The following is a 22,883-nucleotide window of genomic DNA, read 5'->3' as shown; positions in this document are numbered from 1 at the left end:
TCCGGGCAGCACGAACACCCCGCGGGCGACTCGCCGGCGGGGTCAGGAGTCCGGCCTCTAAGGCGAGGCCGCGCGGGAGGTGTAGACCGTCACCTCGTCCGGCTGCACCAGCCCGTCCTGGATGGCGCAGATCAGCAGCTTCTCCTTGGTGGGCGCGGGACGGCCGGCCGCGGCGTACTTCACCCGGGCCCGGTCGATGTACTGCCGCACGGTCCGCTCCTTGATGCCCATCCGCGCCGCCACGGACGCCTTCGACATCGACTGGAACCAGAACAGCAGCGCCGCCCGCTCCTTGTCGGACAGCTGCGGCCGGTGCGGCCCCTCGTCCGTGGCGATGGCCTGGGCCATCGGCGGCGTCACGCTCGGCCGATCGGCGGCCACCTCCAGGATCGTCTCCAGGCAGGTCTCCCGCGTGGCCCGCCCCTTGCCGATGAAGGCGGAGGCCCCCGCGTCGAGCACGGCGCGCACCGTCTCCGGCTCCTCGTGCTCGGAGAAGACGATCACCCGCTGCCCGCCCGCGCACAACTCGGCGACCCGGTCGACGACCATGGTGCCGTTGAGGTTGAGGTCGAGCAGCAGCACGTCGGCATTCGTGCCGCGGACCGACTCGATGGTGGGCCCCTGCACGACCAGCTCCACCGGGGCCGGCGGGCCGAACCACGACCTGACCCCGTCCACCACGACCTGGTGGTCCTCCACCAGCGCCACGGTCACGGGTCCTGCCAGATGCTGTTGACCCATACCTCCCCTCCCTGTCGTTGGTAGGTGACGACGACCCCGCTGGGCTCGCGTACCGGGGTGGCGCTGACGGGCAGGTCGTCGTTGTCGGCGACGACGGCCACGCTCACCATCGTCGACATCGCCGACACCGTGACCCTGGCCCGCGACCTGGCCCCGTCCAGCGCCTCGATGGGCCCTCTGAGCAGGTCCTCCCGCACGCCCTCCGGCAGCTCGGGAAAGCTGCCGCCGAACGGCGGCGCCGTCACGAGGACCTGGCGCCGCTCGGCCGCGTCGATGTGCTCGCGCAGCGCCGACACCAGCTCGTCGGGCACGTCCTCGCGCTCGGTGATGAGCCGCCGCAGCCGCATGGCCCCGGCGGTGCAGTCCTCGCGCACCCGGGGATCGCCGGGGTCGGCCCCGTCGGCGAGCTGCGTGAGCAGCGACTCGGCCACGTCGCGGATGGCGGCGTAGCGGCGGATGCGGTCGGCGTGAATGCTGCGCGCGGACTCCCGCCAGGCGTCATCGGCGGCGAGCCGGCGGGCCAGCGTCACGGCGTCCTCGGCGCGGACGCGCAGGGTGTGGCAGCCGACCATGTAGCCGACCTGAAGGGTGATGCTGCCGGCCATGACCATCAGGTATTTGGCGATGGAGACGCGGTCGAGCATCCCGGCCACGGCCATCGCCGCGAGCATGCCGCCGGCGTTCACGGCCAGGAACGCGGTCAGCTCGCTCCGCCAGCGCGGCCGGTTCCAGAAGAGCATGACGCCGAGCCAGCCCACCGAGCCCCAGCCCCAGTTGCTGGGCCCGAGCAGGTCCTGCGGCTGGCCGGCCACCATCACGGCGACGTCGGCGGCCAGCACGGCGATCGCCAGTTCGAGCACCCTGGTGGGGCCGGTGTAGGTGCGTACCAGGACGACCCCGGCGTACGCGGCGATCGCGGTGTAGGCCACCCAGGACACGGCGGCGAGCACCGGCCAGCGGAAGCCGTCCCAGCCGGTGACCGTGACCGTGAGGTCGTAGCCGATGTGCCAGACCAGGGTGATCACGATGGCGCCGAACGTGGTGTAGCGGCCGTAGCGCTGCGCGACCTGCTCGATGTCCTCGGTCATGGCCGCCACCAGAGGCTGACCCGCGTGCCGGCGGTCCCGGAGGAGATGTCGGCGCCGGCGTTCGGCAGGGAGCGCATCGTGTCCAGGATCGAGCCGCGCACGCCGAACCGGTCGGACGGCACCCGGGCCAGGTCGAACCCGGCACCCTGGTCGGCGACCTCGACCCGGATCTCGCCGTCCTGCCTGCTGGAGACCAGCTCGGCCTCGCGCACGCCGGAGTGCAGCGCGACGTTCGCCAGCGCCTCGGTCACGGCCCGGGCGAACCGCTCCGCGACCTCCCCCGGCACCGTCTCCTGGATCAGCCGCCGCCGTACGTCGATGCCCCTGGCCCGCCCGGCCACCTCGTCCAGCAGCGCGTCCAGGGCGATCGGCACGGGGTCGGCGTGGGGCGTGTCCCGCAGCTTCTCCAGCGCCGCCAGGTCGGTCGCCGCCTGGGCGCGCAGCGTGGCCGAGGGCTCGTCGTAGGTGCCCAGGCCGACCATCGTCAGCGTGTGCAGCGAGGTCTCGTGAATGCTGCCGACCTGCTTCAGCTCGTCCTCGCGGCGCATCCGCTCGACCATGAGAGCGATCTCGGCACGCGCGCTCCTGCGCAGGAACGCGTCCGCCGAGGCGGCGGAGCGGCGCAGCAGCGTCATCAGCAGCGTGATGGACAGGATCTGGACGAAGTGGATCCCCAGCGTCCCGATCCCGTCCTGGTACGGGGCCGCCAGCCGCAGCCCCACGAGGTAGGCGGTCGCCACCGCCAGGCCGACGGGCACCGCCACCCATGGCCGCCAGACGGTCGCCGTGATCACGATGCTCATCGTGACCAGCCCCGCGACCCAGCTCGATCCCCCTTCGAGCGCCTCCCCCGCCACGAGGTACGGCTGTGCCAGGCACAGCACGACGGTGGTCGCCGCATCACCGGCCACCAGCCAGGAGGGCAACGGATCCAGCCGCCGGGCCAGCCGCAGGAACAGCACACTCAGCACCAGGTCGACCGCCAGCATGGGCGCCAGCCACGCGACGGAGACCGGCGGGACGGCGCCGAGAATCGCGGCGGCGATCGCCACCAGGCCCATCACACCCCGCGCGCCGCCCCCGACGAGTGTGACCGCCCGCTGCATGTGCCTGGTCGCCGAGTCGTATCTCGTGGAACCACGCTGGTACATGGGCCGCCCGCTCGTCGTCAGAGCACAAGACGGGTCTCAGAATAATGCACCCGATAGGGGCGCGAAGGGTGTGTAAAAGGAAACGCGAAGGGGCTTGTCCGGTGGTGGCCGGGGATGTGGACATGGGTCGCATGGCTTCTTCCCTCGTGCCGGCTCGTGCGGCAATCGCCGCTCTCCTCGCACATTGGCCCGTCGCCGCCCCGGCGGCATGACGGCTGATCGGCCGTCAGACCCCACGACGGCCGATCAGCCGTCAGTCGCGTCCTCTCATATGAGCGTGTACTGGGCGAGTGTCGCGATGACGCGACGGGAGGGGACCCATGACTTTCTTCGTGATCACGTTTCTCATCTCGTGTCTGTCGGTGATGACCGTGCGGGGGCGGCGCGGGAACTGGCCGGCCGGCATGCCGGGGGCACGGGGACGGCTGATGGCGGTGGGCGGTACGTACGAGGGCTCGCAGGGCCCGCCGACCGACGCGTACGTCATCCAGGAGCGGCTCCTGGCGACCGCCCACGGCACCGGGGGCACCGCGCTGGGCCACACGGCCGCCGCGCTGGCCCTGGGCGCCGTGGTCGGGGCCAGGCCGCAGCACGCCGGGACGCGCGAGCAGGACCTGGACGAGTGCGCGCAGGCGGCGCACCGCGCCGTACGTACCGCGGCGCTGCGCAACCCCGCCACGCCCGACCTGGTCAGCACCCTGGACCTGGTGGTCCTCGACACCGGGGAGCGGCCGCGGCTGCGCTTCGCCCACGTCGGGAACGGCGCGATCTTCCACTGCCCGAGGGGCCGGGAGCCGCAGCAGCTCACGACGCCGCCCTCCGAGGACGGCCCGCCGCCGCGCGGGATCGGCCTGCCGTCGGCGCTCGACCCCGAGGTCGGCACCGAGGTCGGCACCGTGGCGCTGCGTCCCGGCGACCGGGTCGTCATCGTCACCGAGGGCGTGCTCAAGGCCCTCGGCCTGCCGCGCATGAAGCAACTCCTGAGCGGCACGACCTCCCCGGTCGCCTGCCTGGACCGGCTGTACGACGAGATCGCCGCCGCCGACCCGAAGGAGGACGCCACCGTGCTCATCGCCGACTTCGTCACCGCGTAGGCCGGGGGCCGGCGGCACGGCATGATCCCCACGCTGAGAGCCCGCTGAGAGCCGGACACGTTCCGAGCTGGGAAGGTTTAAGGTTCAAGCTGTGGATCGACCCGGGGGCCAGGACGGCGGCGTGCGCACATCGGTGGAGGCCGAGCAGGTCCCGGCCGCCGGCGTTCCCGTGCGGGGGAAGCGCCGCAGGCGGTGGTTCGGCTGGACGGTCGTCGTGCTGCTCGCGCTCTGGGCCGTCATCAGGGCCGGCGGGCTGGAGACGGGGTCGTTCCTCACCCAGCTCATGACCCTGACTCCGTACGGGGCGGGGCTGGCGGCGCTGACCGCGCTGCTGTCGCTGCTCCGGCGCAACCGCCCGGCCGCGCTGGCCGCCGCGGCCGTCTGCGCGGTCATGGTCGCGATCGTCGTGCCGAGGGCCTTCGGCGCGGAGCAGCCGGCGGCGAACGGCACGCCGCTACGGGTGCTGGCGATCAACCTGTTCGGCCGGGGTGACGCCGCGACCGTGGTCGACCTCGTACGCCGGTTCGACGTCGACGTGTTCAGCGCCCTCGAACTGCGCCCGGACGAGGTCGAACGCCTGGACGCGGCCGGGTTGACGCGGCTGCTGCCGTATCAGGTGCTGCAACCGGAGTTCGGCGCCACGGGCAGCGGCATCTACGCCAGGCATCCCGTCACTGAGCTGACCGGACTGTTCACCCCGATCGGCCACAACATGCCCGCCGCCGCCATGACGCTGCCCGGCGGGGGCAAGGTCGAGTTCGTGGCCGTGCACCCCAACCCGCCGCTCGGCCGGATGACCGAGGAGTGGAACCGCGCCCTGCGCGCCCTCCCCTCGGCCTCCCCGTCCGCGATCCGGGTGCTGGCCGGCGACTTCAACGCCAGCCTCGACCACCGCGCCCTGCGCGACCTGCTGGCCCGCGGCTACGTGGACGCGGCCGACCAGGTGGGCAAGAGCCTGATCCCCACCTGGCCGAACTTCCGCCCGATCCCGCCGATCATCTCCATCGACCACGTGCTGGCCGACAGGCGGGTGGCCGTACGCCGGGTCGAGATCGTGGACGTGCCCAGGACCGACCACCGAGGCGTCTTCGCCGACCTTCGCCTCCCCTAGTTCACCACCTCGATCCGGGTACGGGTGGTGAGCCGCCGCGCGGACCCGAGCACGAGCGTCTCGCCCTGCAGCCGGATGACCGCGCGCAGCGGCGGCTCGGCCGCGGAGGGCCCGGCGGAGAGCACGATGGCCCCGGGCTCGACGACGCGCCGCAGGTCGATCCCGGTGTAGGAGAACGCGTCCGCGGGCACCTCGAACACCACCGCCCGCCGCTCCCCCGGCACCAGCGCCACCCGGGCGAACCCGACGAGCTGCAGCGCGGGCCTGGCCACCTGCGCGACCGGGTCGCCGGCGTAGAGCTGCACGACCTCCTCGGCGGGCCGGGCGCCGGTGTTGCGGACCGTGACCCGCACCTCGACGGCGCCGTCGGTGCGCAGCTCCGCGCGGTCGGTCACGATGTCCAGGTATTCGATCGCCGAGTAGGACAGCCCGTGCCCGAACGCGTACGCGGGCGTGGGGTCCAGCGCCGTGATCCCGTCCGCCCGCCGGCCCAGAGGCGGTTGCAGGTAGGTCGAGGGGTTGATCGACGGCGAGGCGGGGATCTGCACGGGCAGGCGGCCGGAGGGGTTCACCCGGCCGCTGAGCACGCCGGCCACCGCCGCCCCACCCTCCACCCCGGGAAGGAACGCCTGGACCGCGGCTGCCACGCGGGCCTGGTAGGCGCCCAGCGCGTACGGCCGGCCCGACACCACGACCAGCACGGTCGGCGTGCCGGTGGCCAGGACCGCTTCGACCAGGTCCGGCTGGCGGCCGGGCAGCCGCAGGTCGGCCGCGTCGCAGCCCTCCCCCGACGTGCCCCCGCCGAACAACCCCGCCCGGTCGCCCACGAACACCAGCGCGACGTCCGCCTCGGCCGCGACGGCGGCGGCCGAGGCGATGCCCGACGTGTCGTCGCCCGACACGTCCACGCCGGGCGCGTGGCGCACGTCCGCGTGCGGGAACTCGGCGGCCAGCGCCTCCCTGATCGAGGCGATGGGCAGCCCCATGCCGTGCTCCGGGTAGCGGTCCAGCACGTGGTTGGGGAAGGAATAGCAGCCCAGCAGGCACCGGGGGTCGTCGGCGCAGGGGCCGACGACGGCGATCCGCAGGTTGGTGCCGGGGTCGAGGGGGAGGAGTCCGCCGGGGTTGTCCAGGAGCACGACGGAACGTTCCGCGACCGTCATGGCCAGGTCGCGGTTGCGCGGGCCGTCGAGGTCCACGCCGTCCGCGCCGCCGGGGACGAGGGGACCGCCGTCCAGCAGGCCGAGCTCGACCTTCTGCCGTAGCACCCGGCGTACGGACTGGTCGACCACCGACTCCGCGACCCTGCCCGCGCGGACGTGCGCCACCAGGTGCTCGCCGTAGCCGACGGTCTCCGGCAGCTCCACGTCGATGCCCGCCAGCATCGCGACCGCCCCGGCCGCCGCGTCGTCCTCGGCCACGCCGTGCATGGAGGCCAGGAACGGGATGGCCCAGTAGTCGGACACCACCGTCCCGTCGAACCCCAACTCCTCCCGGAGCAGCCGCCGCAGCAGGTCCGCGCTGGCCCCGACCGGTACGCCGTCGAGATCGGTGTAGGAGTTCATGACCGAGCGCGCGCCGCCCTCGTGCAATGCCGTCTCGAACGGGGGCAGCACGACGTCGGCCAGTTCCCTGGGCCCGATGCTGACCGGGGCGTGGTTGCGGGCCGCGCGCGAGGAGGCGTAGCCGGCGAAGTGCTTGAGCGTGGCGACGATCCCCGCGCTCTCCAGGCCCCGTACGTAGGCGGCGCCGAGCTGGCCGACCAGGTACGGGTCCTCGCCCAGCGACTCCTCCACCCGGCCCCACCGGTAGTCCCGCACGACGTCGAGCACCGGTGCCAGGCCCTGGTGCACGCCGACGGCGCGCAGGTCGGCGCCGATCGCCCCGGCCATGCGCTCCACCAGCCCGGGATCGAACGTCGCCGCCCAGGCCAGCGGCGTCGGGTACGCGGTGGCCCCGTACGTCGCGAACCCGGTCAGGCACTCCTCGTGGGCGATGGCCGGGATGCCCAGCCGGTTGCCCGCCATCACCCGCTCCTGGAGGGCGCGCAGCCGGGCCGCGCCCTCGGCGGGCGTCACCGGGGCGGTGCCGAAGACGCGGGTGAGGTGGCCGACCCCGCGCTCCAGCCGGTCGCCCGCACCTCCGGACTCCATGAAGAGGTGTTGCAGGGGCGCGTTGTCGCCGGGTTCGTCCGTCTGGACCCAGACCGAGCCGAGCTGGGCCACCTTCTCCTCAAGGGTCAGCTCGGCCAGCAGGGCCTCCACCCGTTCGTCGGTCGTGCGGGTCGTGTCCCGCCAGGGCGCCAGGCCTGGCACGTTCACAGATGTCATGGCTGAAACTTTCGTGTGTCCGTCCCGACCATTAGATTCGGAACTTTAAGCTGCCGTGAGAACCTCGTCAAGAATATTTCGTAGAATCACCGAAACTTTCGGAGGCTCCGCGAATGACCGGAACCAGGCTGCGATCATGACCACGACCAGGGATGCCGCCCCCTCCAGGGACACGCCGCCGACCATCGCGCAGCTCGCCGAGCTGGCCGGGGTCTCGGTCGCGACCGTCTCCAAGGTGGTCAACGGCCGCTCGGAGGTCTCGGCGGAGACCCGCGCCCTGATCGAACGCCTCATCCGGGAGCACGGCTACCGGCGGCAGAAGCGCCGCGCCAACTCCTCCGCCCTGCTGGAGCTGGTCTTCGACGAGCTGGAGGGCGCGTACGAGATGGAGATCATCAAGGGGGTCGAGCAGGTCGCGCGGGAGCACCGGCTGGCCGTGGTGCTGTCGGAACTGCGGGGCGGGCACACCCCCGGCCGGAGCTGGATCGAGGACGCGCTGACCCGCCGCCCGACCGGCGTGATCGCGGTCTTCTCCGGGCTCACCCCCGAGCAGCGCGACCGGCTCCACACCCGCGGCGTCCCCCTGGTGCTGGTCGATCCCACGGGCGACCCGGGCCAGGGGGTGCCCTCGGTCGGGGCGGGCAACTGGAGCGGCGGGCTGTCGGCCACCCGGCACCTGCTGGAGCTGGGGCACCGGCGCATCGCCGTCATCACCGGGCCCGCGCACGCGCTGTCCAGCCGGGCGCGGCTCGACGGCCACCGGGCGGCGATGGACACGGCCGGCGTGCCCGTGGACCCTCTCCTGATCCGGGAGGGCGACTTCCGGGTGGCGGCCGGGCTGGCGCACGCCCGCGAGCTGCTCCTGCTGCCCGACCCGCCGACCGCGATCTTCGCCTGCAACGACTGGCTGGCCGTGGGCGTCTACCAGGCGGCCAGCGAGCTCGGGTGGCGCATTCCCGACGACCTGAGCGTGATCGGCTTCGACGACCTGCCGCCGGCGCAGTGGGTCATCCCGGCGCTGACCACGGTCCGCCAGCCGCTCGCCGAGATGGCGGCCGCCGCGACCGGCATGGTCGTCGCCCTGGCCCAGGGCGAGCCGCTGCCCGGCAACCGTGTGGAGCTGGCGACGGACCTCGTCATCCGGGCCAGCACCGCCCCTCCGAAACTTTCGAGAAAGCCGTCGTAATTATCAACCGGCTCGTTCGGCCCTGAACACCGAGGCGGAAGCTGCGCCTTGACGGCGGCCTCCGCCATGCGATGGGAGCGCGACGCTTTGACGGCGACCTCGGGAGGTGCGGCGCCTTGACGGCGGCCTCCGGGATGCGGGAACGAAGCGGCAGTGTCAAGTGTCGCGTTGGTTGAGGTGGGTGGGCCAGGACAGGACGGCGCGGGCCGGGTCCCAGCGGCGCTCGACGGCGGCGAGGACGAGGTCGGCGATGCCGGCCCGGAGGCGGGCGACCCCGACCGAGGTGAGGCGGGGGCGCAGCATCTCGCACAGCGGCTCGTCCTCCGCCCCGATCAGCGCGAGGTCACCGGGCACCCGCACGCCCGCGTCCGTCAGCGCGCCGAGCAGCATCCCCGCGTGCTGGTCGTCGAAGCCGAACACCCCGTCCGGGCGACCTTCTCCCCCGGACCAGCCGCGGGCGATCTCCCACGCCTCGGCCGGGTCCAGCCCCATCGTGACCGTCCTGATCCGCCCGCCGCGCGCCACCACCACCTCCCGCGCGGCACGCACCCGGGCCTCGGCCAGCGGACGCAGGCCCGGGTCACGCGGCATCAGCGCCACCAGATCGCCGCAGCCCCGCTCGACCAGGTGCTCGGCCGCGACCCTGCCCAGCGACGAGTCGTCCAGCAGCACCGTCGGCACCAGCGGTGACTCCTCGCGGCCCACGCCGACCGCGACGACGCCCGACCCGTGCAGCAAGTCCACGTTCGTCCGGGTGAAGCACGCGACGTCGGCCAGGACGGCCGCCGGCCGCAGCGCCGCCCACGCCCTGGCCGCGCGCACCCCGCGCAGCGAGGGGTCGCCGTGCAGCAGGAAACCGTAACCGGCTTTGCGCAGCTCGGCGCCCAGCCGGGTCAGCTCGGTGGCGGCCAGCCGGTTGCGCAGCATGCCGCCGTCCCCCAGGTAGACCAGCACCAGGTCGGTACGCCCGCGCGACAGCGACCTGGCACTGGACTGGGCGACGTATCCGAGCCGTCTGGCCGCCGTGCGAACCTTCGTCCTGGTCCGCTCGGGGATGCGGCCGATGTGGCGGTCGTTGAGCACGTACGAGACGGTGGCCGTGGAGACACCGGCCAGCCTGGCCACGTCGGCGATGGTGGCGGGGCGATCCGGGTGGGACTCCGCGGCGTTCATGAGCACCATCGTGCCCGCCGCCGGGCCCGTCCGCACTCATGACCGCCCGGCCGCTCCTGGACCGGGGTGCGCGGGTGCCGCTGGACTCACGGTTGTGGGATGCCGCTCATCGGGCGGCCGAGCAGAGCCGAGGCGACGCTCTCGACGTACGGAGCCAGATCGGCGGGCTCGGCCTCGGCGAGCGCCGGAGTGGCGACGACCCCGCGCAGAATGCCGATGCCGACCAGCCAGGCGCTGAGTAGCTCCGCCCGCAGAGCGGCGTCCTCGCCCTCAACCAGATCTTCCAGGGCCCGCACGTACGTGGTGCACACCTCCTCGCGGATGCGCCGCCTGGCGTCCTCATGGGCCGAGGAACGCAGCATGGCGACCAGGGGGTGCTCGCCGCCGTACCGGGCCCAGTCGCGGAAGACGACCGAGCCGAGCATGCGGGCGACCAGCTCCTCCTCGGGGCCGTCGAGCAGGTTGTCGGGGATGTCGGCGGCGGCCTCGTCGAAGAGCCGTTTCTTGGAGCCGAAGTAGCGGAAGATCAGAGTGGCGTCCACCCCCGCGTCCCTGGCGATGTCGCGGACGCTGGTGGCGTCGTAGCCCTCACGGGCGAAGCGCAGCCTGGCGGCCTCCAGCAGGCGCGCCCGGGTGGCCTCGCGGTCCCTCGTCGGCATCCACTCTCCTCGCAACCCAGTCATCGATCGTTGACATTGTATCCGCCGTCCGTGTTAGGGTCCTTCAAGTCAGCGTTCGATGACTTGAGGACCTATGATGCGGACATATGTCGTTGCGGGTGGCACGGCCGGTATGGGCCACGGGCTGGCCCGGCACTTCCTGCGCTCAGGAGACCACGTGACGATCGTGGGCAGCGACCCGGCCAAGGGACGGCGGTTCCTCGACGAGGCCGCCCGTGACGGGGCGACGGAGCGGGCCGCGTACATCCGGGCCGACCTGACCTCGGTGGCCGACAACTTACGGGTGGTCGAGGAGGTCAAGGCGCGACACGACACACTGGACGGCCTGATCCTCACCGCGATCCGGCACTTCCCGCGGCGAGTGGAGACCCCGGACGGCTTCGAGGGCACCTTCGCCCTCTACTACATCAGCCGCTTCCTGCTCAGCTACGGCCTGACGGACCTCCTTGAGCGAGGTGGCGACCCGATGATCGTGAACATATGCGGCGTCGGCATCACCAAGGGCGCGATCCACTGGGACGACCTGTCGCTGAAGGACGGCTACGGCAGCATCAAGGCCATGCTGCAGGGCGGCCGCGCCACCGACCTGCTGGGCGTCGCGTACGCCGCCAACCACCCGCACGGGCGCACCCGCTACCTCCTGCACCACCCCGGTTTCACCGACAGCGGCACCGGCAGCCTCAAGCAACCGGCCAAGGCGATCATCCAGGTGCTCGCCAAGCTCTTCGCCCAGCCGGTGGAGAAGAGCATCCAGCCGATCATCGAGCTCATGGAGCACCCGCCCGCCGGACGCCTGCTCGCCTACGACCGGCGCACCCCGATCGACCCGTCACTGCCGACCCTCGACCCGGGGAACGCCCGCCGCCTGTACGACCTGACCCGCCACCTGCTCGACCAGAGCTAGTGGCCTGTCACGCAACCTTGGCCGGGTAACTGGTCCAGCTGCGAATGGGTGAGCTGGCGGTGAAGCTGGTCTTGGGTTGCGCGCGGGCGTTGCGCCAGCGGATATAGGCGCCGATCGCCGCGTTCTGTTCCTCGCGGGTGTGGTGGTCGGTGCCGTTGAGGGCGTAGTAGCGCAGCGCGGCGAACTCGGACTCGATCCACTTCAGCCACGAGCCATAGGTGGGCAGGAACACCAGCTCGATATCGTGCTCGACGCTCCAGGAGCGGACCTGGGCGTGCTTGTGCGGTGAGTAGTTGTCCAGGATCACGTAGAGCTTCTGGCCGGGCCAGCGGGCGCGCAGGGTCTTCAGGAAGGACAGGAACGCCCGCCACCGCTTGCCGGCGCGGGGCATCTGGTTCAGCGGGCCGAACTCATCGGCGCGGATCACCCGCCCGTCGACCGGCGGCTGATCGAGGCGATCACACCCCGGGCGATGAGGTGTTCGGCCAGGGTGCGCAGGCTCCAGGTGGAGTGGCCAGTGATGCCCCACTCGGCGGGGACTGTCCGGGCGATCAGGCAGATGTGCTCGCGCGTCTGCTCACTGATCACCGCCGGACGGCCCCCCGCCCCATTTTGGGTCCAGCGCGTCGAACCCCCGCTCGTTGAAGGCATGGATGACATCGCGCACGTAGTCCTCGCCGACCCGCATCAGCGAGGTGATGTCCGGGACGCTCTGGCCCTGGCCCGACATCATCACCACGATCGCCCGCCGCAGCCTGACCGGGTCCTTCGCGGTCCGGGTGATGCGCTGCAGCTTGCGGCCCTCCTCCATCGACAAGGGCCGGACGAACACATCCGGTCGGCGAGCCATGACCACACGCCGACCAGCGCCTCGTGGGCCCATCCCATCGAGGCGCGGTTCGGGCCCCTGCGCACCTTTGTGATGAGCAACTCCATCACCCCCACCACGTCGTGCAGACCCGCCGCTGCAGGCCTACCTGCGCTGGTGCAACGCCAACGCCCGCCATCCCGACGTGCTGGCCGCTCAACGCCGTGAACGCGCTCGTGTTCGAAGCGAGAGACAGCGTCGTTGGGGACGGCCCGCCCGCCGGGTCGCGTGATCACCTCATCCGGTGAACGTTCGTGGTCATCGCACTAGACCGTCCATCCCGCGACAATGGCGATCCCGGTCGCGAATTCTTCGCCGTAGTGTTCCAGCCAGCGCTTCTGTTGACTCGCGTCACATTCGCGGCAGCCGCACCGGCTGGTAGGGGCGGTCGGCCCAGAGCAGGCGGTGTGCCTCTCCCGGATAGGGTCCCGTGGTGTCTTCGGTGTCGAAAACCTTGGTGATACGCTGCGTCGTGTTGTAGGGATCCCAGCCAGGGTCTCCGGTGGCCGCGAACGACGTCCAGGCACGGCGCATCCGCGTGGAGAGCCGTTCCGCCTCAGCCACGTTCCCGTCGAGGAACAGCGTCGCCAGCCCTTTTGTCAGGTTGCCGAAGACAAGTGGCACGTCGGAGCCGTGCGGAGCGCCCAACATTCCGCCCAGCCCCGGAACCGTCCAGGCCAGTTCGTAAGCGAAGGCATTGCCGCCGCCGGCCACTTGAGCGTCCAGCAGTTGGAGGAGCGGAATCCGGAATGACCAGTCGGTCATGAGCATTTCGTAGAGCTGCCACAGCGGAGCTTCCGGGAACGCCCGCCGGTAGGCTTCGCCCCCATCGGGGGTCAGTGCCTTCAGGCCTGCGTCGATCACGGTGTCGCCGACCTCCGGCAGTTGGCCGGCCATGGCCATCATGGTCCGCCACTCGTTGCGGGTGTGGCCGCCCAGAAGCGTGACGTCGTGGCCCTGGCCGGCGGCCAGTGCCTCCCACGGCGACCGCGGGATCACGTCGCCGTCGACGACCGGGCTGACCGGGCGGTTGGCCTCCGCGCCCCAGCGAACGGGGTCCTGACGGATCTGTTCTTCGACACGGGTGGTCGCGGCGACGAGATCAGCCGGACTGAGGCCGGCGATGGCGGCGGCGTTCGGCGCCGCGCCCGTGGCGGCCGCCATCGCGCGTCCGAGGTCTTCGGCGAGGTCCCGGGCGTAGAACTTGCCCGGCATGCTCTGCACGATCGCCCGGCGAAACAGTCCTGCCGCCCGGGGCATGGCCAGCAGGGCGGCGACCGAGCCGCCGCCGGCCGATTCACCGAAGACGGTCACCTGATCGGGGGCTCCGCCGAACGCGGCGATGTTGTCGTGCACCCAGGCGAGCGCGGCGACCTGGTCCAGCAGGCCCCGGTTCGCGGGGGCGCCGGCGAACAGCCCGAAGCCCTCCGCACCCACCCGATAGTTCAGCGTGACGACGACCACGCCGCCCTCTCGCGCCAGCCGGGCTCCGTCGTAGGTCGGATCAGCCGTGTGGCCCCGGACGTAGGCGCCACCGTAGATCCACACCATGACCGGCAGCCGCGCCGCACCGAGGTCGGGTGTCCACACGTTGACGGTCAGCCACTCCGGGTCGCCTTGGGCCACACCGACCTGCGGTGGCGGCGGCCCGAACGCATCCGCCGGCCGGACCCCGTCCCACGGCTCGGCGGGCACGGGGGCCGCCAGTCGGAGCGCGCCGATCGGTGGCTTGGCGAAGGGGATGCCGAGAAAGACGTTGACTCCGGCATCGGCCGTACCCCGGACGCGACCACTGCGGGTCGTTATCTCGGGGCCGCTCATGACCGGCCTCGCAGTGCGGGGATCGAGGGGGACTCGTGCGCGGCATCGATGTCGGCCTTCGTCAGCCGGAATTCGGCCGGGTAGCGTTCCCGGGAGATGCGCCGCAGTGGCTCCGCAGACCGCCACATATACGTATACATCTGGCATTGGAACACCTCCCATACCCCTGGGACGGGGCTGGTGGCCGCCACGACGACGTCGTCGTGATCACAGCGTGGCCAGTGCATGGCGTTTCCCTTCGTTGAGCATCGCGGTGATCCTGGTGACCCACTCGGCGGTTTCCGGCAGGTCCCGGACCTGCTGGCTGTAGTGACCCCGGGTGTCGGGCGCGACGGGGGTGGTGGCGTCGGTGACGAGCTTGTCGGTGATGCCGGTTGGAGAGGCGCCCGGGTCGAGTCGCGTCGTCATGGCCCTCACCCCGACGGCCTTCGCGAAGCCGCCGTATCGCGCGCCCGGTGGAAATGATCACCAGGAGGCCGTGGGGTGTGCATCGCGTTGACTGCCCTGACCTCGGGGAAGTCGGCTTTGAGCTGCTGGAGGAGCAGCGCGCAGGTAGCAGGCCCGATGAGGTGGTCGAGCTCCGTGCACGGCATGCCGAGGTAGAGCGACTCGAAGATGGGTGCCGTCCGGAACGACACCTTGTCGACCCGGACGACGGGCAGGTCGCGATCGCCCGAGTAGTGGCCGGTGAACTCCCCGAACGGACCCTCGATCTCGCGCTTACGGCCCTCGATGACTCCTTCGATGACGACCTCCGAGCCCCACGGGACGTCCAGACCGCGCAGCGGAGTCACCACGATGGGGTAGGGGCTCTGGCGGATGGCGCCAGCCATCTCGTACTCGGATTCGTCGTAACGCAGGGGGGCCGACGCCATCAGCGTGATGACCGGGTCGTTCCCGATCGTGATGGCGATCGGGAGATCCTCCCCGCGCTCCTCGGCATGCCGGAGATGCACTGCGGCGTCGTGCATCGGGACGGGCTGGATCGCGAGCTTGCGTGGGCCTTTGACCTCCATCCGGTAGATGCCGACGTTCTGCTTGCCGAAGTGGCCCGGATCGTCGGGGTCCCGGGTGACCACGGCGGCCTTGTCGAGACAGAAGCCGCCGTCGCCGTCGTTCAGCCGGAACAGGGGCAGCAGCTCGAACAGGTCGATGTCGCCGCCGTCGACGGTGTTCTCTCGCCAGGGCAGATCATCCCGGCGTGTCGGTGCGACCGGGAATCGGTCCCACCGGCGGGCAAATTCGTCGACCTGTTCGCGCGTGGAGGTGCCCGGCGGCAGGCCCATCGCGATGGCGTGCCCCTCCGCATCGAGTGCGGCCAGAAAAGACCGCAGGTCGTCAAATGCCATCAGGGCTCCTTGTCATGCCGCACCAGCGCCTCTCCCGGGGAGAGGGCAGCCCGACCGGTCGAGAATGCGGGTCACGATGTGGTCGACGATGTCGGCGACCGATTCCGGGCGGTTGTAGAAGGCCGGCATCGGCCGCACGATCCGGGCGCCCATCCGGGACAGCGCCAGCCTGTTCTCCAGGTGGATCTCGCTCAGCGGCGTCTCCCTGGGGACCAGCACGAGCGGCCGGCGTTCCTTAAGCACGACGTCGGCCGCACGGCCGAGCAGCCCGTCGGCGTAACCCGCGCGGATGCACGCCAGCGTCTTCATGCTGCACGGAGCGACGATCATCCCGTCCGTCGGGAACGAGCCGGAGCTGATGGACGCGGCATGGTTTCCCGGCCCGTGCATCCGGTCGGCGAGAGCCTCTACCTCCCGCACCCGCAGGCCCGTTTCGAGCTCGATCGTGGTCCGCGCCCACCGGGAGACGATCAGGTGGGTCTCGACGCCGTCCAGCTCTCGCAGCGCATTGAGCAGTGCGACACCGGCAGGTACGCCGGTCGCCCCGGTCAGGCCGACGATGAGCCGCATTCCCTTCCAATCGTTCGTGTACGAACAATTTCGCGAGGGGTACGCTAGTCGTTCGTACACGAACGGTCAACCCGGAGGCTCCATGCTCGACGACCGCCCCTTCCATGCGATGCGCCTGGTCCTGCGGGAGCACGGCATCCGCTGGCAGCGAGCCCTGCCGGACCTGACCAAGCCGCAGTACGCCGTCCTGGCCGCCCTGGCGGAGGCCACCGAGCTCGAACAGAATTTGCTCGTCGAGGCCGCCGCCTCCACGAAGGCGACGCTCGCGGATCTGCTTGCCCGGCTTGAGGCCCAGGGGGTGGTCGAGCGGCGTACCGAACCACGCGACAGGCGACGGCGGTTCGTGTCGCTCACGGACAAGGGCCGGGAGATCTACGCGGCCGCCCGCCCCCGAGCGGACGCCGTCAGCGAGACCTTCCTGCGGGAACTCGAGCCGGATGACCGCAGGGAACTCACACGACTGTTGTCTCTGATGGTGGACTCCCGGGGCCGCTGAACGACCCTTGCCCAGGCCTCGACAGGTGAATCTCAGGGAGATCGCCGACCGCTTTGCCCGCACCGAGGAGACCGGCTGCTTTCCTTGCACGCCCTCCGCGACCCGCCTCACGGAATCCAGGAGCTCAGAATCTATTTGACGTGATCCTTCTCGGAAGAGGCTGTGCGTTCCGTGACGTCCGGCGAGCCCCTCGTCGAAGGTCAGACGGCCGCGATCGACGAGTACGCGCCCGACTAACATCTCCGCGCCCTGGGCGTGCAGGCGGTGGACCGCGCCGAGACATCGTACGGGTGGGTCACGTGCACCGGCTCCACGGCCATGCCTTGACCGTGATCTGGCAGCTCGTGCAGCTGGCCTGGGAGGTTCATGAGGGCACTCCGAAGACCGGCGCCTCGGTGCGCACCATCGCTCTGGACACCGACACCGCACGGGTGCTGCGTGTTCACCGGCAGCAGCAACGCCAAGAACGGCTGGCCATGGGCGAGGCGTGGACCGACGGCGAGTTCGTCTCCACCCAGCCCGACGGCCACCGGCCGCATCCCGGCATGTCTCCGACCGGTTTCTCCGGCCGCCCTACCTGGCGGGCCTACCGCCGATCCGGCTCCACGATCTCCGCCATGGCGCCGCGCCGACCTGAGCGCCTTCGGCCGCCTGCTAAACGCACTCGTGACAGCCGGCACCCCACGCTCGCGCAACTTTCGACCGGAAGGCGCAAACCCGTGAGAACGCGTCTCTGCTCCTCGGCGATCAGCCCCTGACCAACCATCTTGCCGCCGCTCAGTCCCTGAACCACATGACGCGGAAAGCGCAACGGCCCGCCCTATTCGATGCGGCGCAGGTCCATGCTGTCGGATCCGTCCCACCGGTTGTTCGCGGCTGCCCGGCGGGATCGCTCTGCCAGTTCGCCGGTCAGGCCCGTGCGCTCGATGCACCATTCGACCCACTGCGGCAGCAGATCGAGTACAGCCTCGGCGTACTTCTCGATGTACCCGTCCGCGACGAGGACCACGGCGTGCTCGATCCGATGCGGGGAGCAGGCATAGTAGCCGGGCCCGGACAGGTGGGACCAACTGTCGGCGAGCGTGGCGACGTCTTCCCGTTCGGGGCTGCGGTCATCTCGATCGCGTAGCCAGGCGGCGAAGTCGTCGATGATCGGGTTCAGGTCCTGCTGAAGCCTGGGCTCGGGAGCGACGGTGAACGACTCGCAGAGCGCGCGGGCGCGCTGGCGCAGGCGGAAATGCTCGGCGATGAGCTGTCGCGACTCACCGCCGAACAGCAGGGCACCCACGAGGTCAGAACGGCACAGCGGATCCAGCAGGTCGCGGGCTTTGGCCTGGTCGCACGGAGCCGGTTGGGCAAAGGCGGGTGCCGCGTGCGTCCCGACGGCGGCTCGCCACTCAGCCAACGCTTCCTGCGGTGAGGCGAATACGCCGGCGTGCACGACCCGGTCTCCGGTGCAGCGGTCGATGTCCCAGCAGTACCAGTGCGGGTCCTGCTCGCCCCAGGTGAAGGGGGCCAGGAGCGCGTACCGCGAACCGTACGCGTCAGCCAGCAGCAGTGGCTCCCCAGCCGGAGCGGCCCGGAGAACGTCACTCGGCCACTCGGGAGCGATGCCGGCCTTGGCCAAGGCCGCCGTGGTGTCCTTGATGGCTTCTCGAACGGCGAGGTCGGGGTCGCGGCGCAGCATCTGCCCGCTGGACGGCGGGGTCATCGCGGCCAGCCCGTGCAGCAGCTGCCACAGGTCATCCACCTGCCCGCCGGTGCGCGCGCCGATCTGGATCTTGTCGCGGACGAGATCGGCCAGAGCGGCCAGGTACTGGTCCCAGTGGAAACCCATGGTCTCGGTCTGGGTACGTGTCCACAGCTCCTCGCCGACCAGGTCGACGACGGCGTTCTCCAGCCGCAGAGGCGAGTGGGCCGGCAGGTCGGCGAGGCGCTCGATGATCGCATTCTGGGACTCCGGCCACCATTGATCCCCAGCGGTCCCCAGCAGCGACTCAAGCAGCCCGGAACGACGATCAGGTGCGGGCTGACGGGCCGCGAGTTGCAGCGCGCGCCGGGCAGGATGACCGCTGACCCCCCGCGTGGGGCTTGCCTTCGCTTTACGCTTCTTCGCCACGGCACCCGATCCTACGGGTGTCCATGAGCCAGGAAGGGCTCGTTCGCATCGCGCGGGCGGCTGAGGCGAACGCCGCGCCATACTCTGAACGCTATGCAAGAGGAGTTGTGAGCGTTCACCGAGTGGGTGGGCGAAGGCCGAAAGCTGACCCAGACGGGGAAACTGACGCTGTCGGACGCGCGGATGCTGGTTGCGCTGCTGAAGACCGGCGACGAGATCGACCCGAAGATCGGCGACCGGGTGTTCCGGACGAAGAGCAGCACCGAACTGCCCGGATTGAACCTGATCGTGGAATGGGCCAAAGGCGCACGAATCTGGGCAGCGCTCGGGATCTTCGCTTACAACCTCCAACGGATGACGGTTATCAGCGGGTGACCTGGGGCCCGGGGCGCGCCCACGGACCATCCCGGCACACCGCATCCACGTTCGCCGGCATCTACAGCCGGTTGATCAAGGCTCACCAGCCTTTTTCAGGGGCAAGTAGCTAGGGGTACGGCATCCAGGTCTGGTCCTGCCTGTCGGCGCATGTGGTCGCTCGCACCGGTGCCTCACCCGAAGCGCTGACCCCCAGGCACAACCCTGAGGCAGCGTTCCCGAGTTGGTAGTTGCCCCAGTCGTTGATGAGGACCACCCAGAGCTGGTCGGGCCATTGCGCTCCAGTGCCACACGTTGTGGCGACAGCGGCGGTGTTCCCTCGGGCGGCGAGGCACAGCTGGAGCGCGTAGTTGCGAAAACGGGTGTACGGGGAGTTCGGTATCGGTTCGCGTACCCAGCGCTGGTCTAACCAGCCGCCGCACGTGGTGACGAAGACCGGGCGTTCGCCGGCACCCCCGCGCGCGGACATGCACAAGTCGTACCACTGGTTGCGAAGTTCCAGCAGATCCGCGGCGGAGCTCTCGCCTGTTCGCTGGGCCGGCGGGTTTCCGGCTGAGGGGTCGGCCGGTTCACCACTCGCCGGCCCGGCCTGCGCGGCGCTCGGTTCGGCAGTCCTGGCCATGGCGTTCCCCGACGTGAGACTGAAACCCGTTAAGGTCATCAGCCCCGCGACCACCACGGCTCCGATGCGTGTCCTCACTCGAAACATCCTTTGTCCTTTTCTGGGGAGTTTTGCGACTGTAAGGATCACCTCCGGCCTTTCCATCGTCCATGGCCTCTTGTGTCGCAGAGCGTGCAATGCGTGCCAAACTTGGCGTGGGCGGGGCGCCCTGGCGGACACGCGAGAGGGCGCCCGCTCCCCTGCGCGAGAACGGACGCCCCTGTGGTGCCGGCGAGTACGTCAGGCGACGTGCTCTTCGGCCTCCCGTTCGAGTGACTCCAGATCGAAGGCTCCCGACTTGACTGCCGCGGTGAAGCGCTCCCAGTCACGGCGAGGCACTTCCAACACTGTGTCCGGGCTGTCCCCGTGGATCAGCTCCACGTGGTCATTGATCCGCTTCGCCGCGACGCGGCCGGCGTCTTGCGTCATCGTCGCACTCCTTCCGGTGCACCCTGCAGGGGTTCCACCCCGGCCATCCGTTCGCAGGAGGACCGGGGCGGTTGCGGGCAGCTTTCCATCCCGATGGGGGCACCGGCCAGTGGTTCTTCTGGATGACCGTGGTGAAAAACTCCACCCCCGGGCAGCGATCTCTTCACCCGTGTGAAAGGGACCTACGTTCCGGTGGCAAAGAACCAACGCGGCCGGCCGCCAGGGGCAGGCACAGGGGGCTGGTCGCGGCCGGATCAGGCCGGTTGACGGATGACCGACATTGTGTTTCCTTGCGAACCGGAATTCCCGTGAAGACGAGGGCGAGGGGCGCCGGGAGGCTGTCCCGAGGGTGGCGGGGATAACTGGGACAGATACGTGACAGGGCAGTGTAAGGGATGTGAAAGCCGCAGGTTAGCGAAAGGGCGTAAGTTGCCGTGTGACCGGTGAATCCGGCATTACGGCAGCACACAGGGGGACGTATTTCATGGACGCGATCATCGAGCGGAATAATGCCATCGAAAGCAGGAGCGTTCGCATCACGTAATAGTTGAGGCGTCTCTCCGGCAATGCACTCCCTGTCGAAAGTCCTGCCCGCGGGGGCTCAAGTCACCAGGACGAAGGGGTGGAGCGAGCTGCGCGTCCGCTCCACACCTCAGCTCTCCATTTCCATCTCGCCCACGCTGACCGCCCTCGCCATGGCCGCCGACGCCCTCGCCGGCCGCCGCCGTGGCCTGCCCGAGCCCTGGCGGCGGGCGATCGGCTCCCGAGTCGGCCGGATCGGCCACGAGGCGGTACGTCCGCTGGGCGCGCCGGGCCACCCGGTCGCACCCGACTTCCTGGTGCCGCGTACGCCCGCCGACGGCGACGTCACGGTGCAGGCGCAGATCACCGCGTTGCGCGACTTCCCGCCGGAGAACCTGGTCAAGGACCTGGAACGGACGTTCGGCCCGGGAGAGCCGCCGGCCCACTGGCGCTCGGCCGCCGCGCGCCCCGCCCACTGGCTGCGCGGCTACGCGGGCGCGCTGTCCGAGGTGTGGAACACCACGGAGCCCCTGTGGAAGCAGGCCCGCTCGCTGCTGGACCGGGAGGTCCAGCGGGTGGGCATCGCCACCGTACGCGGCGGGGCCGAGCTGCTGCTGGGGGCGCTCAGCGAGCGCATCACGTACGGGGAGCGCGGCCTGCTCATCTCCGGCACCGAGGCCGGCACGTACGACCTGGGCGCCCGGGACATCGTCCTGGTGCCGATGCTGGCCGGCCGGGAGTCGGTGATCTTCAGCCTGGACGACCCGGAGGCGGTGTGGATCGCCTACCCCGTCCCCGGGGTGGAGGCGTTGTGGCGCGAGCCCATGGCGCCGGCCGTGGACGAGTTGTCGGCGCTCGTCGGGCCCGTCCGTGCCGACCTGCTCTGCGCGCTCGACCAGCCCATGACCATGTCCATGCTGGCGACCGGCATGAGGATCGCGCCCAGCGGCCTCACGTACCACTGCGACCGGCTGCGGGCGGGGCGGCTCATCACGCGGGAGCGGCGGGGCCGCGAGGTGTGGATCGCCCGCACTGAGCGGGCGGAGGAACTGCTGGACCTGTTCCGCCGCTGACGCCGAGCCGGCAGGGCGAAGCGGTGGGCGGTCAGCGGGGTGCGTTCAGGGGGGCGGGGGCTCAGGTGGGGGCTCAGGTGGGGGCTCAGGTGGGGGCTCAGGTGGGGGCTCAGGTGGGTGGTCGGGGCGGGGTGCTCTCGCGGAGGACGACGTTGGTCGGCAGGGAGTGGTCGGCCGTCTCCTCGTCCGACAGCGCGAGGCGCATCGCCGTCAGGCCGGCCTCGCGCAGCGGCACGGCCACCGTCGTGAGGGCCGGGACCACGTCCACCGCCGCGTCGATGTCGTCGAAGCCCGCCACCCCGATGTCCCGGCCGGGCACGATCCCGGCGTCGCGGAGACCCGTCATGGCGCCGATCGCCATCACGTCGTTGACCGCGAACACCGCCTCCACGTCCGCCACCCCCCGCTCCACCAGCCGGCGCGCGGCCTCGTAGCCGCCCGCGCGGGTGAAGCCGGTCTCGATCGCGAGCGGCTCCGGCACCCCGGCGTGGCGCAGCCCGGCGAGGAAGCCGTCGTGGCGCTCGCGGGACGTACGGATCCGTTCCTGCGCGTGGAGGACCGCGAAGCGCCGGTAGCCCGCCGCGAGCAGCGCCCGCGCCAGCCGCTCGGCGCCGCCCCGGTTGTCGATCGTGACCGTGCCGAACGGCAGGTCCCGCTGGCTGATCAGGACGACCCGCCCGCCCGCCGTACGGTATTCCGTCAGCTCCTCGACAAGGGTGCCCCTGGTGCCGGAGCCGTCCACCCGGCTGCCGGCGACGATGATGACGCGGGGGCGTCGGCCGCGCAGCGTCCTGACGATCTCCAGTTCCCGCTCGGGCGAGCCGCCGGCCACCGCCATGGTGACGATGAGCCGGCACTCCTGCGCCGCCTGGGTGACCCCGGCGGCGATGGAGGAGAAGTAGGGATCGGCGACGTCGCGCACCACCAGCGCGACGGTCCTGGTCGAGCCCTTCGCGATGGCCTGCGCCGACAGGTGCGGCTCGTAGTCGAGCTTGGCCGCTGCGGCCCGCACCCGGGAGGCGTTCTCCGATCGGACGTTGCGCGAGCTGCCGTTGAGCGCGCGTGACGCCGTGGCGATGGAGACGCCTGCCTCCCGGGCGACGTCGTGCAGGGTCGGCGGGGCCTTGGGCCCGTCATCCATG

The 22,883-nt window shown here is 71.0% G+C and carries 26 protein-coding genes and 1 pseudogene; 9 read left to right on the top strand and 18 right to left on the bottom strand.

Annotated elements, in window-relative coordinates:
- Window positions 1–57 precede the first annotated feature (57 nt).
- Genes BLS95_RS01980 through BLS95_RS01970 form a run of 3 tightly spaced genes read right to left on the bottom strand, consistent with a single transcriptional unit; the run spans window position 58 to window position 2,980 of the window.
- Window positions 58–741: a response regulator gene (locus tag BLS95_RS01980; protein ID WP_090928426.1), complete on the bottom strand. Its 684-nt coding sequence runs from the start codon at window positions 739–741 to the stop codon at window positions 58–60.
- The gene (locus BLS95_RS01975; RefSeq protein WP_143043550.1) at window positions 711–1,829 is read right to left on the bottom strand and encodes a hypothetical protein; all 1,119 of its coding nucleotides are present in this window, start codon (window positions 1,827–1,829) and stop codon (window positions 711–713) included. The genes BLS95_RS01980 and BLS95_RS01975 overlap by 31 nt, the downstream gene beginning before the upstream one ends.
- Window positions 1,826–2,980 carry a sensor histidine kinase gene (locus BLS95_RS01970; RefSeq protein WP_090928422.1) on the bottom strand — a complete coding sequence of 385 codons (1,155 nt, stop codon included), beginning with the start codon at window positions 2,978–2,980 and terminating at the stop codon, window positions 1,826–1,828. The genes BLS95_RS01975 and BLS95_RS01970 overlap by 4 nt, the downstream gene beginning before the upstream one ends.
- 320 nt (window positions 2,981–3,300) lie before the next feature.
- Between BLS95_RS01970 and BLS95_RS01965 the strand changes: the two genes are divergently transcribed.
- Both BLS95_RS01965 and BLS95_RS01960 read left to right on the top strand, forming a co-directional pair.
- Window positions 3,301–4,074, top strand: coding sequence for a SpoIIE family protein phosphatase (locus BLS95_RS01965; RefSeq protein ID WP_090928420.1), 774 nt, complete (start codon window positions 3,301–3,303; stop codon window positions 4,072–4,074).
- 91 nt (window positions 4,075–4,165) lie between these two features.
- On the top strand, window positions 4,166–5,185 hold the full coding sequence (locus tag BLS95_RS01960; RefSeq protein ID WP_245764760.1) for an endonuclease/exonuclease/phosphatase family protein: 1,020 nt from the start codon (window positions 4,166–4,168) through the stop codon (window positions 5,183–5,185).
- Here BLS95_RS01960 and BLS95_RS01955 read toward each other — a convergent pair.
- Window positions 5,182–7,515, bottom strand: coding sequence for a glycoside hydrolase family 3 protein (locus tag BLS95_RS01955; protein ID WP_090928416.1), 2,334 nt, complete (start codon window positions 7,513–7,515; stop codon window positions 5,182–5,184). The two genes, BLS95_RS01960 and BLS95_RS01955, sit on opposite strands and share 4 nt — an antisense overlap.
- Before the next feature lie 136 nt (window positions 7,516–7,651).
- Here BLS95_RS01955 and BLS95_RS01950 point away from each other — a divergent pair, with 136 nt between their 5' ends.
- On the top strand, window positions 7,652–8,701 hold the full coding sequence (locus BLS95_RS01950) for a LacI family DNA-binding transcriptional regulator (RefSeq protein WP_090928414.1): 1,050 nt from the start codon (window positions 7,652–7,654) through the stop codon (window positions 8,699–8,701).
- Between the two features lie 156 nt (window positions 8,702–8,857).
- Here the strand turns inward: BLS95_RS01950 and BLS95_RS01945 are convergent, their stop codons facing one another.
- Together BLS95_RS01945 and BLS95_RS01940 are read right to left on the bottom strand one after the other, a co-directional pair.
- Window positions 8,858–9,874 (bottom strand): LacI family DNA-binding transcriptional regulator, encoded by a 1,017-nt coding sequence (locus BLS95_RS01945; protein ID WP_176992979.1) that lies wholly within the window; start codon window positions 9,872–9,874, stop codon window positions 8,858–8,860.
- 86 nt (window positions 9,875–9,960) lie between these two features.
- On the bottom strand, window positions 9,961–10,533 hold the full coding sequence (locus tag BLS95_RS01940; protein ID WP_090928410.1) for a TetR/AcrR family transcriptional regulator: 573 nt from the start codon (window positions 10,531–10,533) through the stop codon (window positions 9,961–9,963).
- 97 nt (window positions 10,534–10,630) lie between these two features.
- Here BLS95_RS01940 and BLS95_RS01935 point away from each other — a divergent pair, with 97 nt between their 5' ends.
- Window positions 10,631–11,458, top strand: coding sequence for an SDR family NAD(P)-dependent oxidoreductase (locus BLS95_RS01935; protein WP_090929133.1), 828 nt, complete (start codon window positions 10,631–10,633; stop codon window positions 11,456–11,458).
- Window positions 11,459–11,465: 7 nt separating this feature from the next.
- Here the strand turns inward: BLS95_RS01935 and BLS95_RS56675 are convergent, their stop codons facing one another.
- Genes BLS95_RS56675 through BLS95_RS56665 form a run of 3 tightly spaced genes read right to left on the bottom strand, consistent with a single transcriptional unit; the run spans window position 11,466 to window position 12,308 of the window.
- Window positions 11,466–11,885, bottom strand: a complete 420-nt coding sequence (locus BLS95_RS56675) for a transposase (RefSeq protein ID WP_218135541.1) — start codon at window positions 11,883–11,885, stop codon at window positions 11,466–11,468.
- On the bottom strand, window positions 11,882–12,046 hold the full coding sequence (locus BLS95_RS56670; RefSeq protein WP_218135540.1) for a hypothetical protein: 165 nt from the start codon (window positions 12,044–12,046) through the stop codon (window positions 11,882–11,884). Before BLS95_RS56670 ends, BLS95_RS56675 begins: the two co-directional genes overlap by 4 nt.
- Window positions 12,036–12,308: a helix-turn-helix domain-containing protein gene (locus BLS95_RS56665; protein ID WP_218135539.1), complete on the bottom strand. Its 273-nt coding sequence runs from the start codon at window positions 12,306–12,308 to the stop codon at window positions 12,036–12,038. The genes BLS95_RS56670 and BLS95_RS56665 overlap by 11 nt, the downstream gene beginning before the upstream one ends.
- A gap of 6 nt (window positions 12,309–12,314) precedes the next feature.
- On the opposite strand from BLS95_RS56665, the pseudogene BLS95_RS59490 reads away from it, so the two are divergent.
- Window positions 12,315–12,558 (top strand): annotated as a pseudogene (locus tag BLS95_RS59490) (IS630 family transposase); the annotation flags it as partial.
- 119 nt (window positions 12,559–12,677) lie between these two features.
- Here the strand turns inward: BLS95_RS59490 and BLS95_RS01915 are convergent.
- The 5 genes from BLS95_RS01915 to BLS95_RS01900 are packed head-to-tail and all read right to left on the bottom strand — an operon-like array spanning window position 12,678 to window position 16,066.
- Window positions 12,678–14,147 (bottom strand): carboxylesterase/lipase family protein, encoded by a 1,470-nt coding sequence (locus tag BLS95_RS01915; protein WP_090928408.1) that lies wholly within the window; start codon window positions 14,145–14,147, stop codon window positions 12,678–12,680.
- Complete coding sequence (locus tag BLS95_RS58855; protein WP_090928406.1) at window positions 14,144–14,374, bottom strand: non-oxidative hydroxyarylic acid decarboxylases subunit D; 231 nt, start codon at window positions 14,372–14,374, stop codon at window positions 14,144–14,146. Before BLS95_RS58855 ends, BLS95_RS01915 begins: the two co-directional genes overlap by 4 nt.
- The gene (locus tag BLS95_RS58850) at window positions 14,355–14,555 is read right to left on the bottom strand and encodes a hypothetical protein (RefSeq protein WP_281249939.1); all 201 of its coding nucleotides are present in this window, start codon (window positions 14,553–14,555) and stop codon (window positions 14,355–14,357) included. The genes BLS95_RS58855 and BLS95_RS58850 overlap by 20 nt, the downstream gene beginning before the upstream one ends.
- A 5-nt stretch (window positions 14,556–14,560) precedes the next feature.
- Window positions 14,561–15,496 carry a UbiD family decarboxylase domain-containing protein gene (locus BLS95_RS01905; RefSeq protein ID WP_281249938.1) on the bottom strand — a complete coding sequence of 312 codons (936 nt, stop codon included), beginning with the start codon at window positions 15,494–15,496 and terminating at the stop codon, window positions 14,561–14,563.
- 12 nt (window positions 15,497–15,508) lie between these two features.
- Complete coding sequence (locus BLS95_RS01900) at window positions 15,509–16,066, bottom strand: UbiX family flavin prenyltransferase (protein ID WP_176992978.1); 558 nt, start codon at window positions 16,064–16,066, stop codon at window positions 15,509–15,511.
- 82 nt (window positions 16,067–16,148) lie between these two features.
- Here BLS95_RS01900 and BLS95_RS01895 point away from each other — a divergent pair, with 82 nt between their 5' ends.
- Both BLS95_RS01895 and BLS95_RS01890 read left to right on the top strand, forming a co-directional pair.
- Window positions 16,149–16,562 carry a MarR family winged helix-turn-helix transcriptional regulator gene (locus BLS95_RS01895; RefSeq protein WP_090928404.1) on the top strand — a complete coding sequence of 138 codons (414 nt, stop codon included), beginning with the start codon at window positions 16,149–16,151 and terminating at the stop codon, window positions 16,560–16,562.
- A 329-nt stretch (window positions 16,563–16,891) separates the two neighbouring features.
- The gene (locus BLS95_RS01890; protein ID WP_143043549.1) at window positions 16,892–17,320 is read left to right on the top strand and encodes a hypothetical protein; all 429 of its coding nucleotides are present in this window, start codon (window positions 16,892–16,894) and stop codon (window positions 17,318–17,320) included.
- Between the two features lie 62 nt (window positions 17,321–17,382).
- Here the strand turns inward: BLS95_RS01890 and BLS95_RS01885 are convergent, their stop codons facing one another.
- A complete protein-coding gene (locus BLS95_RS01885) occupies window positions 17,383–18,681 on the bottom strand; it encodes a hypothetical protein (protein WP_090928400.1) in 1,299 nt (432 codons plus the stop codon).
- A 126-nt stretch (window positions 18,682–18,807) separates the two neighbouring features.
- Between BLS95_RS01885 and BLS95_RS01880 the strand changes: the two genes are divergently transcribed.
- Window positions 18,808–19,056, top strand: coding sequence for a hypothetical protein (locus BLS95_RS01880; protein WP_090928398.1), 249 nt, complete (start codon window positions 18,808–18,810; stop codon window positions 19,054–19,056).
- A gap of 109 nt (window positions 19,057–19,165) precedes the next feature.
- Here the strand turns inward: BLS95_RS01880 and BLS95_RS59700 are convergent, their stop codons facing one another.
- Both BLS95_RS59700 and BLS95_RS01870 read right to left on the bottom strand, forming a co-directional pair.
- Entirely contained in the window at window positions 19,166–19,678 is a 513-nt protein-coding gene (locus tag BLS95_RS59700; protein WP_425434685.1) for an RICIN domain-containing protein, read from the bottom strand.
- A gap of 279 nt (window positions 19,679–19,957) precedes the next feature.
- Window positions 19,958–20,146 carry a hypothetical protein gene (locus BLS95_RS01870; protein ID WP_090928394.1) on the bottom strand — a complete coding sequence of 63 codons (189 nt, stop codon included), beginning with the start codon at window positions 20,144–20,146 and terminating at the stop codon, window positions 19,958–19,960.
- A 566-nt stretch (window positions 20,147–20,712) separates the two neighbouring features.
- Here BLS95_RS01870 and BLS95_RS01865 point away from each other — a divergent pair.
- The gene (locus BLS95_RS01865) at window positions 20,713–21,741 is read left to right on the top strand and encodes an ArsR/SmtB family transcription factor (protein WP_090928392.1); all 1,029 of its coding nucleotides are present in this window, start codon (window positions 20,713–20,715) and stop codon (window positions 21,739–21,741) included.
- Between the two features lie 109 nt (window positions 21,742–21,850).
- Here BLS95_RS01865 and BLS95_RS01860 read toward each other — a convergent pair whose 3' ends face one another.
- A complete protein-coding gene (locus BLS95_RS01860; protein ID WP_176992976.1) occupies window positions 21,851–22,882 on the bottom strand; it encodes a LacI family DNA-binding transcriptional regulator in 1,032 nt (343 codons plus the stop codon).
- Window position 22,883: the final 1 nt, after the last annotated feature.

Source organism: Nonomuraea jiangxiensis, assembly GCF_900099965.1.
Taxonomy (GTDB): domain Bacteria; phylum Actinomycetota; class Actinomycetes; order Streptosporangiales; family Streptosporangiaceae; genus Nonomuraea; species Nonomuraea jiangxiensis.
The sequence above is the reverse complement of the archived record's forward strand: the minus strand, read 5'-3'. Positions and strand labels throughout refer to the sequence as shown.

Coding starts and splice junctions, on each gene's coding strand:
- BLS95_RS01980 (WP_090928426.1), bottom strand. CDS start 741: ATGGGTCAACAGCATCTGGCAGGACCCGTGACCGTGGCGCTGGTGGAG.
- BLS95_RS01975 (WP_143043550.1), bottom strand. CDS start 1,829: ATGACCGAGGACATCGAGCAGGTCGCGCAGCGCTACGGCCGCTACACC.
- BLS95_RS01970 (WP_090928422.1), bottom strand. CDS start 2,980: ATGTACCAGCGTGGTTCCACGAGATACGACTCGGCGACCAGGCACATG.
- BLS95_RS01965 (WP_090928420.1), top strand. CDS start 3,301: ATGACTTTCTTCGTGATCACGTTTCTCATCTCGTGTCTGTCGGTGATG.
- BLS95_RS01955 (WP_090928416.1), bottom strand. CDS start 7,515: ATGACATCTGTGAACGTGCCAGGCCTGGCGCCCTGGCGGGACACGACC.
- BLS95_RS01950 (WP_090928414.1), top strand. CDS start 7,652: ATGACCACGACCAGGGATGCCGCCCCCTCCAGGGACACGCCGCCGACC.
- BLS95_RS01945 (WP_176992979.1), bottom strand. CDS start 9,874: ATGAACGCCGCGGAGTCCCACCCGGATCGCCCCGCCACCATCGCCGAC.
- BLS95_RS01940 (WP_090928410.1), bottom strand. CDS start 10,533: ATGCCGACGAGGGACCGCGAGGCCACCCGGGCGCGCCTGCTGGAGGCC.
- BLS95_RS01935 (WP_090929133.1), top strand. CDS start 10,631: ATGCGGACATATGTCGTTGCGGGTGGCACGGCCGGTATGGGCCACGGG.
- BLS95_RS56665 (WP_218135539.1), bottom strand. CDS start 12,308: ATGGCTCGCCGACCGGATGTGTTCGTCCGGCCCTTGTCGATGGAGGAG.
- BLS95_RS01915 (WP_090928408.1), bottom strand. CDS start 14,147: ATGAGCGGCCCCGAGATAACGACCCGCAGTGGTCGCGTCCGGGGTACG.
- BLS95_RS58855 (WP_090928406.1), bottom strand. CDS start 14,374: ATGCACTGGCCACGCTGTGATCACGACGACGTCGTCGTGGCGGCCACC.
- BLS95_RS58850 (WP_281249939.1), bottom strand. CDS start 14,555: ATGACGACGCGACTCGACCCGGGCGCCTCTCCAACCGGCATCACCGAC.
- BLS95_RS01905 (WP_281249938.1), bottom strand. CDS start 15,496: ATGGCATTTGACGACCTGCGGTCTTTTCTGGCCGCACTCGATGCGGAG.
- BLS95_RS01900 (WP_176992978.1), bottom strand. CDS start 16,066: ATGCGGCTCATCGTCGGCCTGACCGGGGCGACCGGCGTACCTGCCGGT.
- BLS95_RS01895 (WP_090928404.1), top strand. CDS start 16,149: ATGCTCGACGACCGCCCCTTCCATGCGATGCGCCTGGTCCTGCGGGAG.
- BLS95_RS59700 (WP_425434685.1), bottom strand. CDS start 19,678: ATGGCCAGGACTGCCGAACCGAGCGCCGCGCAGGCCGGGCCGGCGAGT.
- BLS95_RS01870 (WP_090928394.1), bottom strand. CDS start 20,146: ATGACGCAAGACGCCGGCCGCGTCGCGGCGAAGCGGATCAATGACCAC.
- BLS95_RS01865 (WP_090928392.1), top strand. CDS start 20,713: ATGCACTCCCTGTCGAAAGTCCTGCCCGCGGGGGCTCAAGTCACCAGG.
- BLS95_RS01860 (WP_176992976.1), bottom strand. CDS start 22,882: ATGGATGACGGGCCCAAGGCCCCGCCGACCCTGCACGACGTCGCCCGG.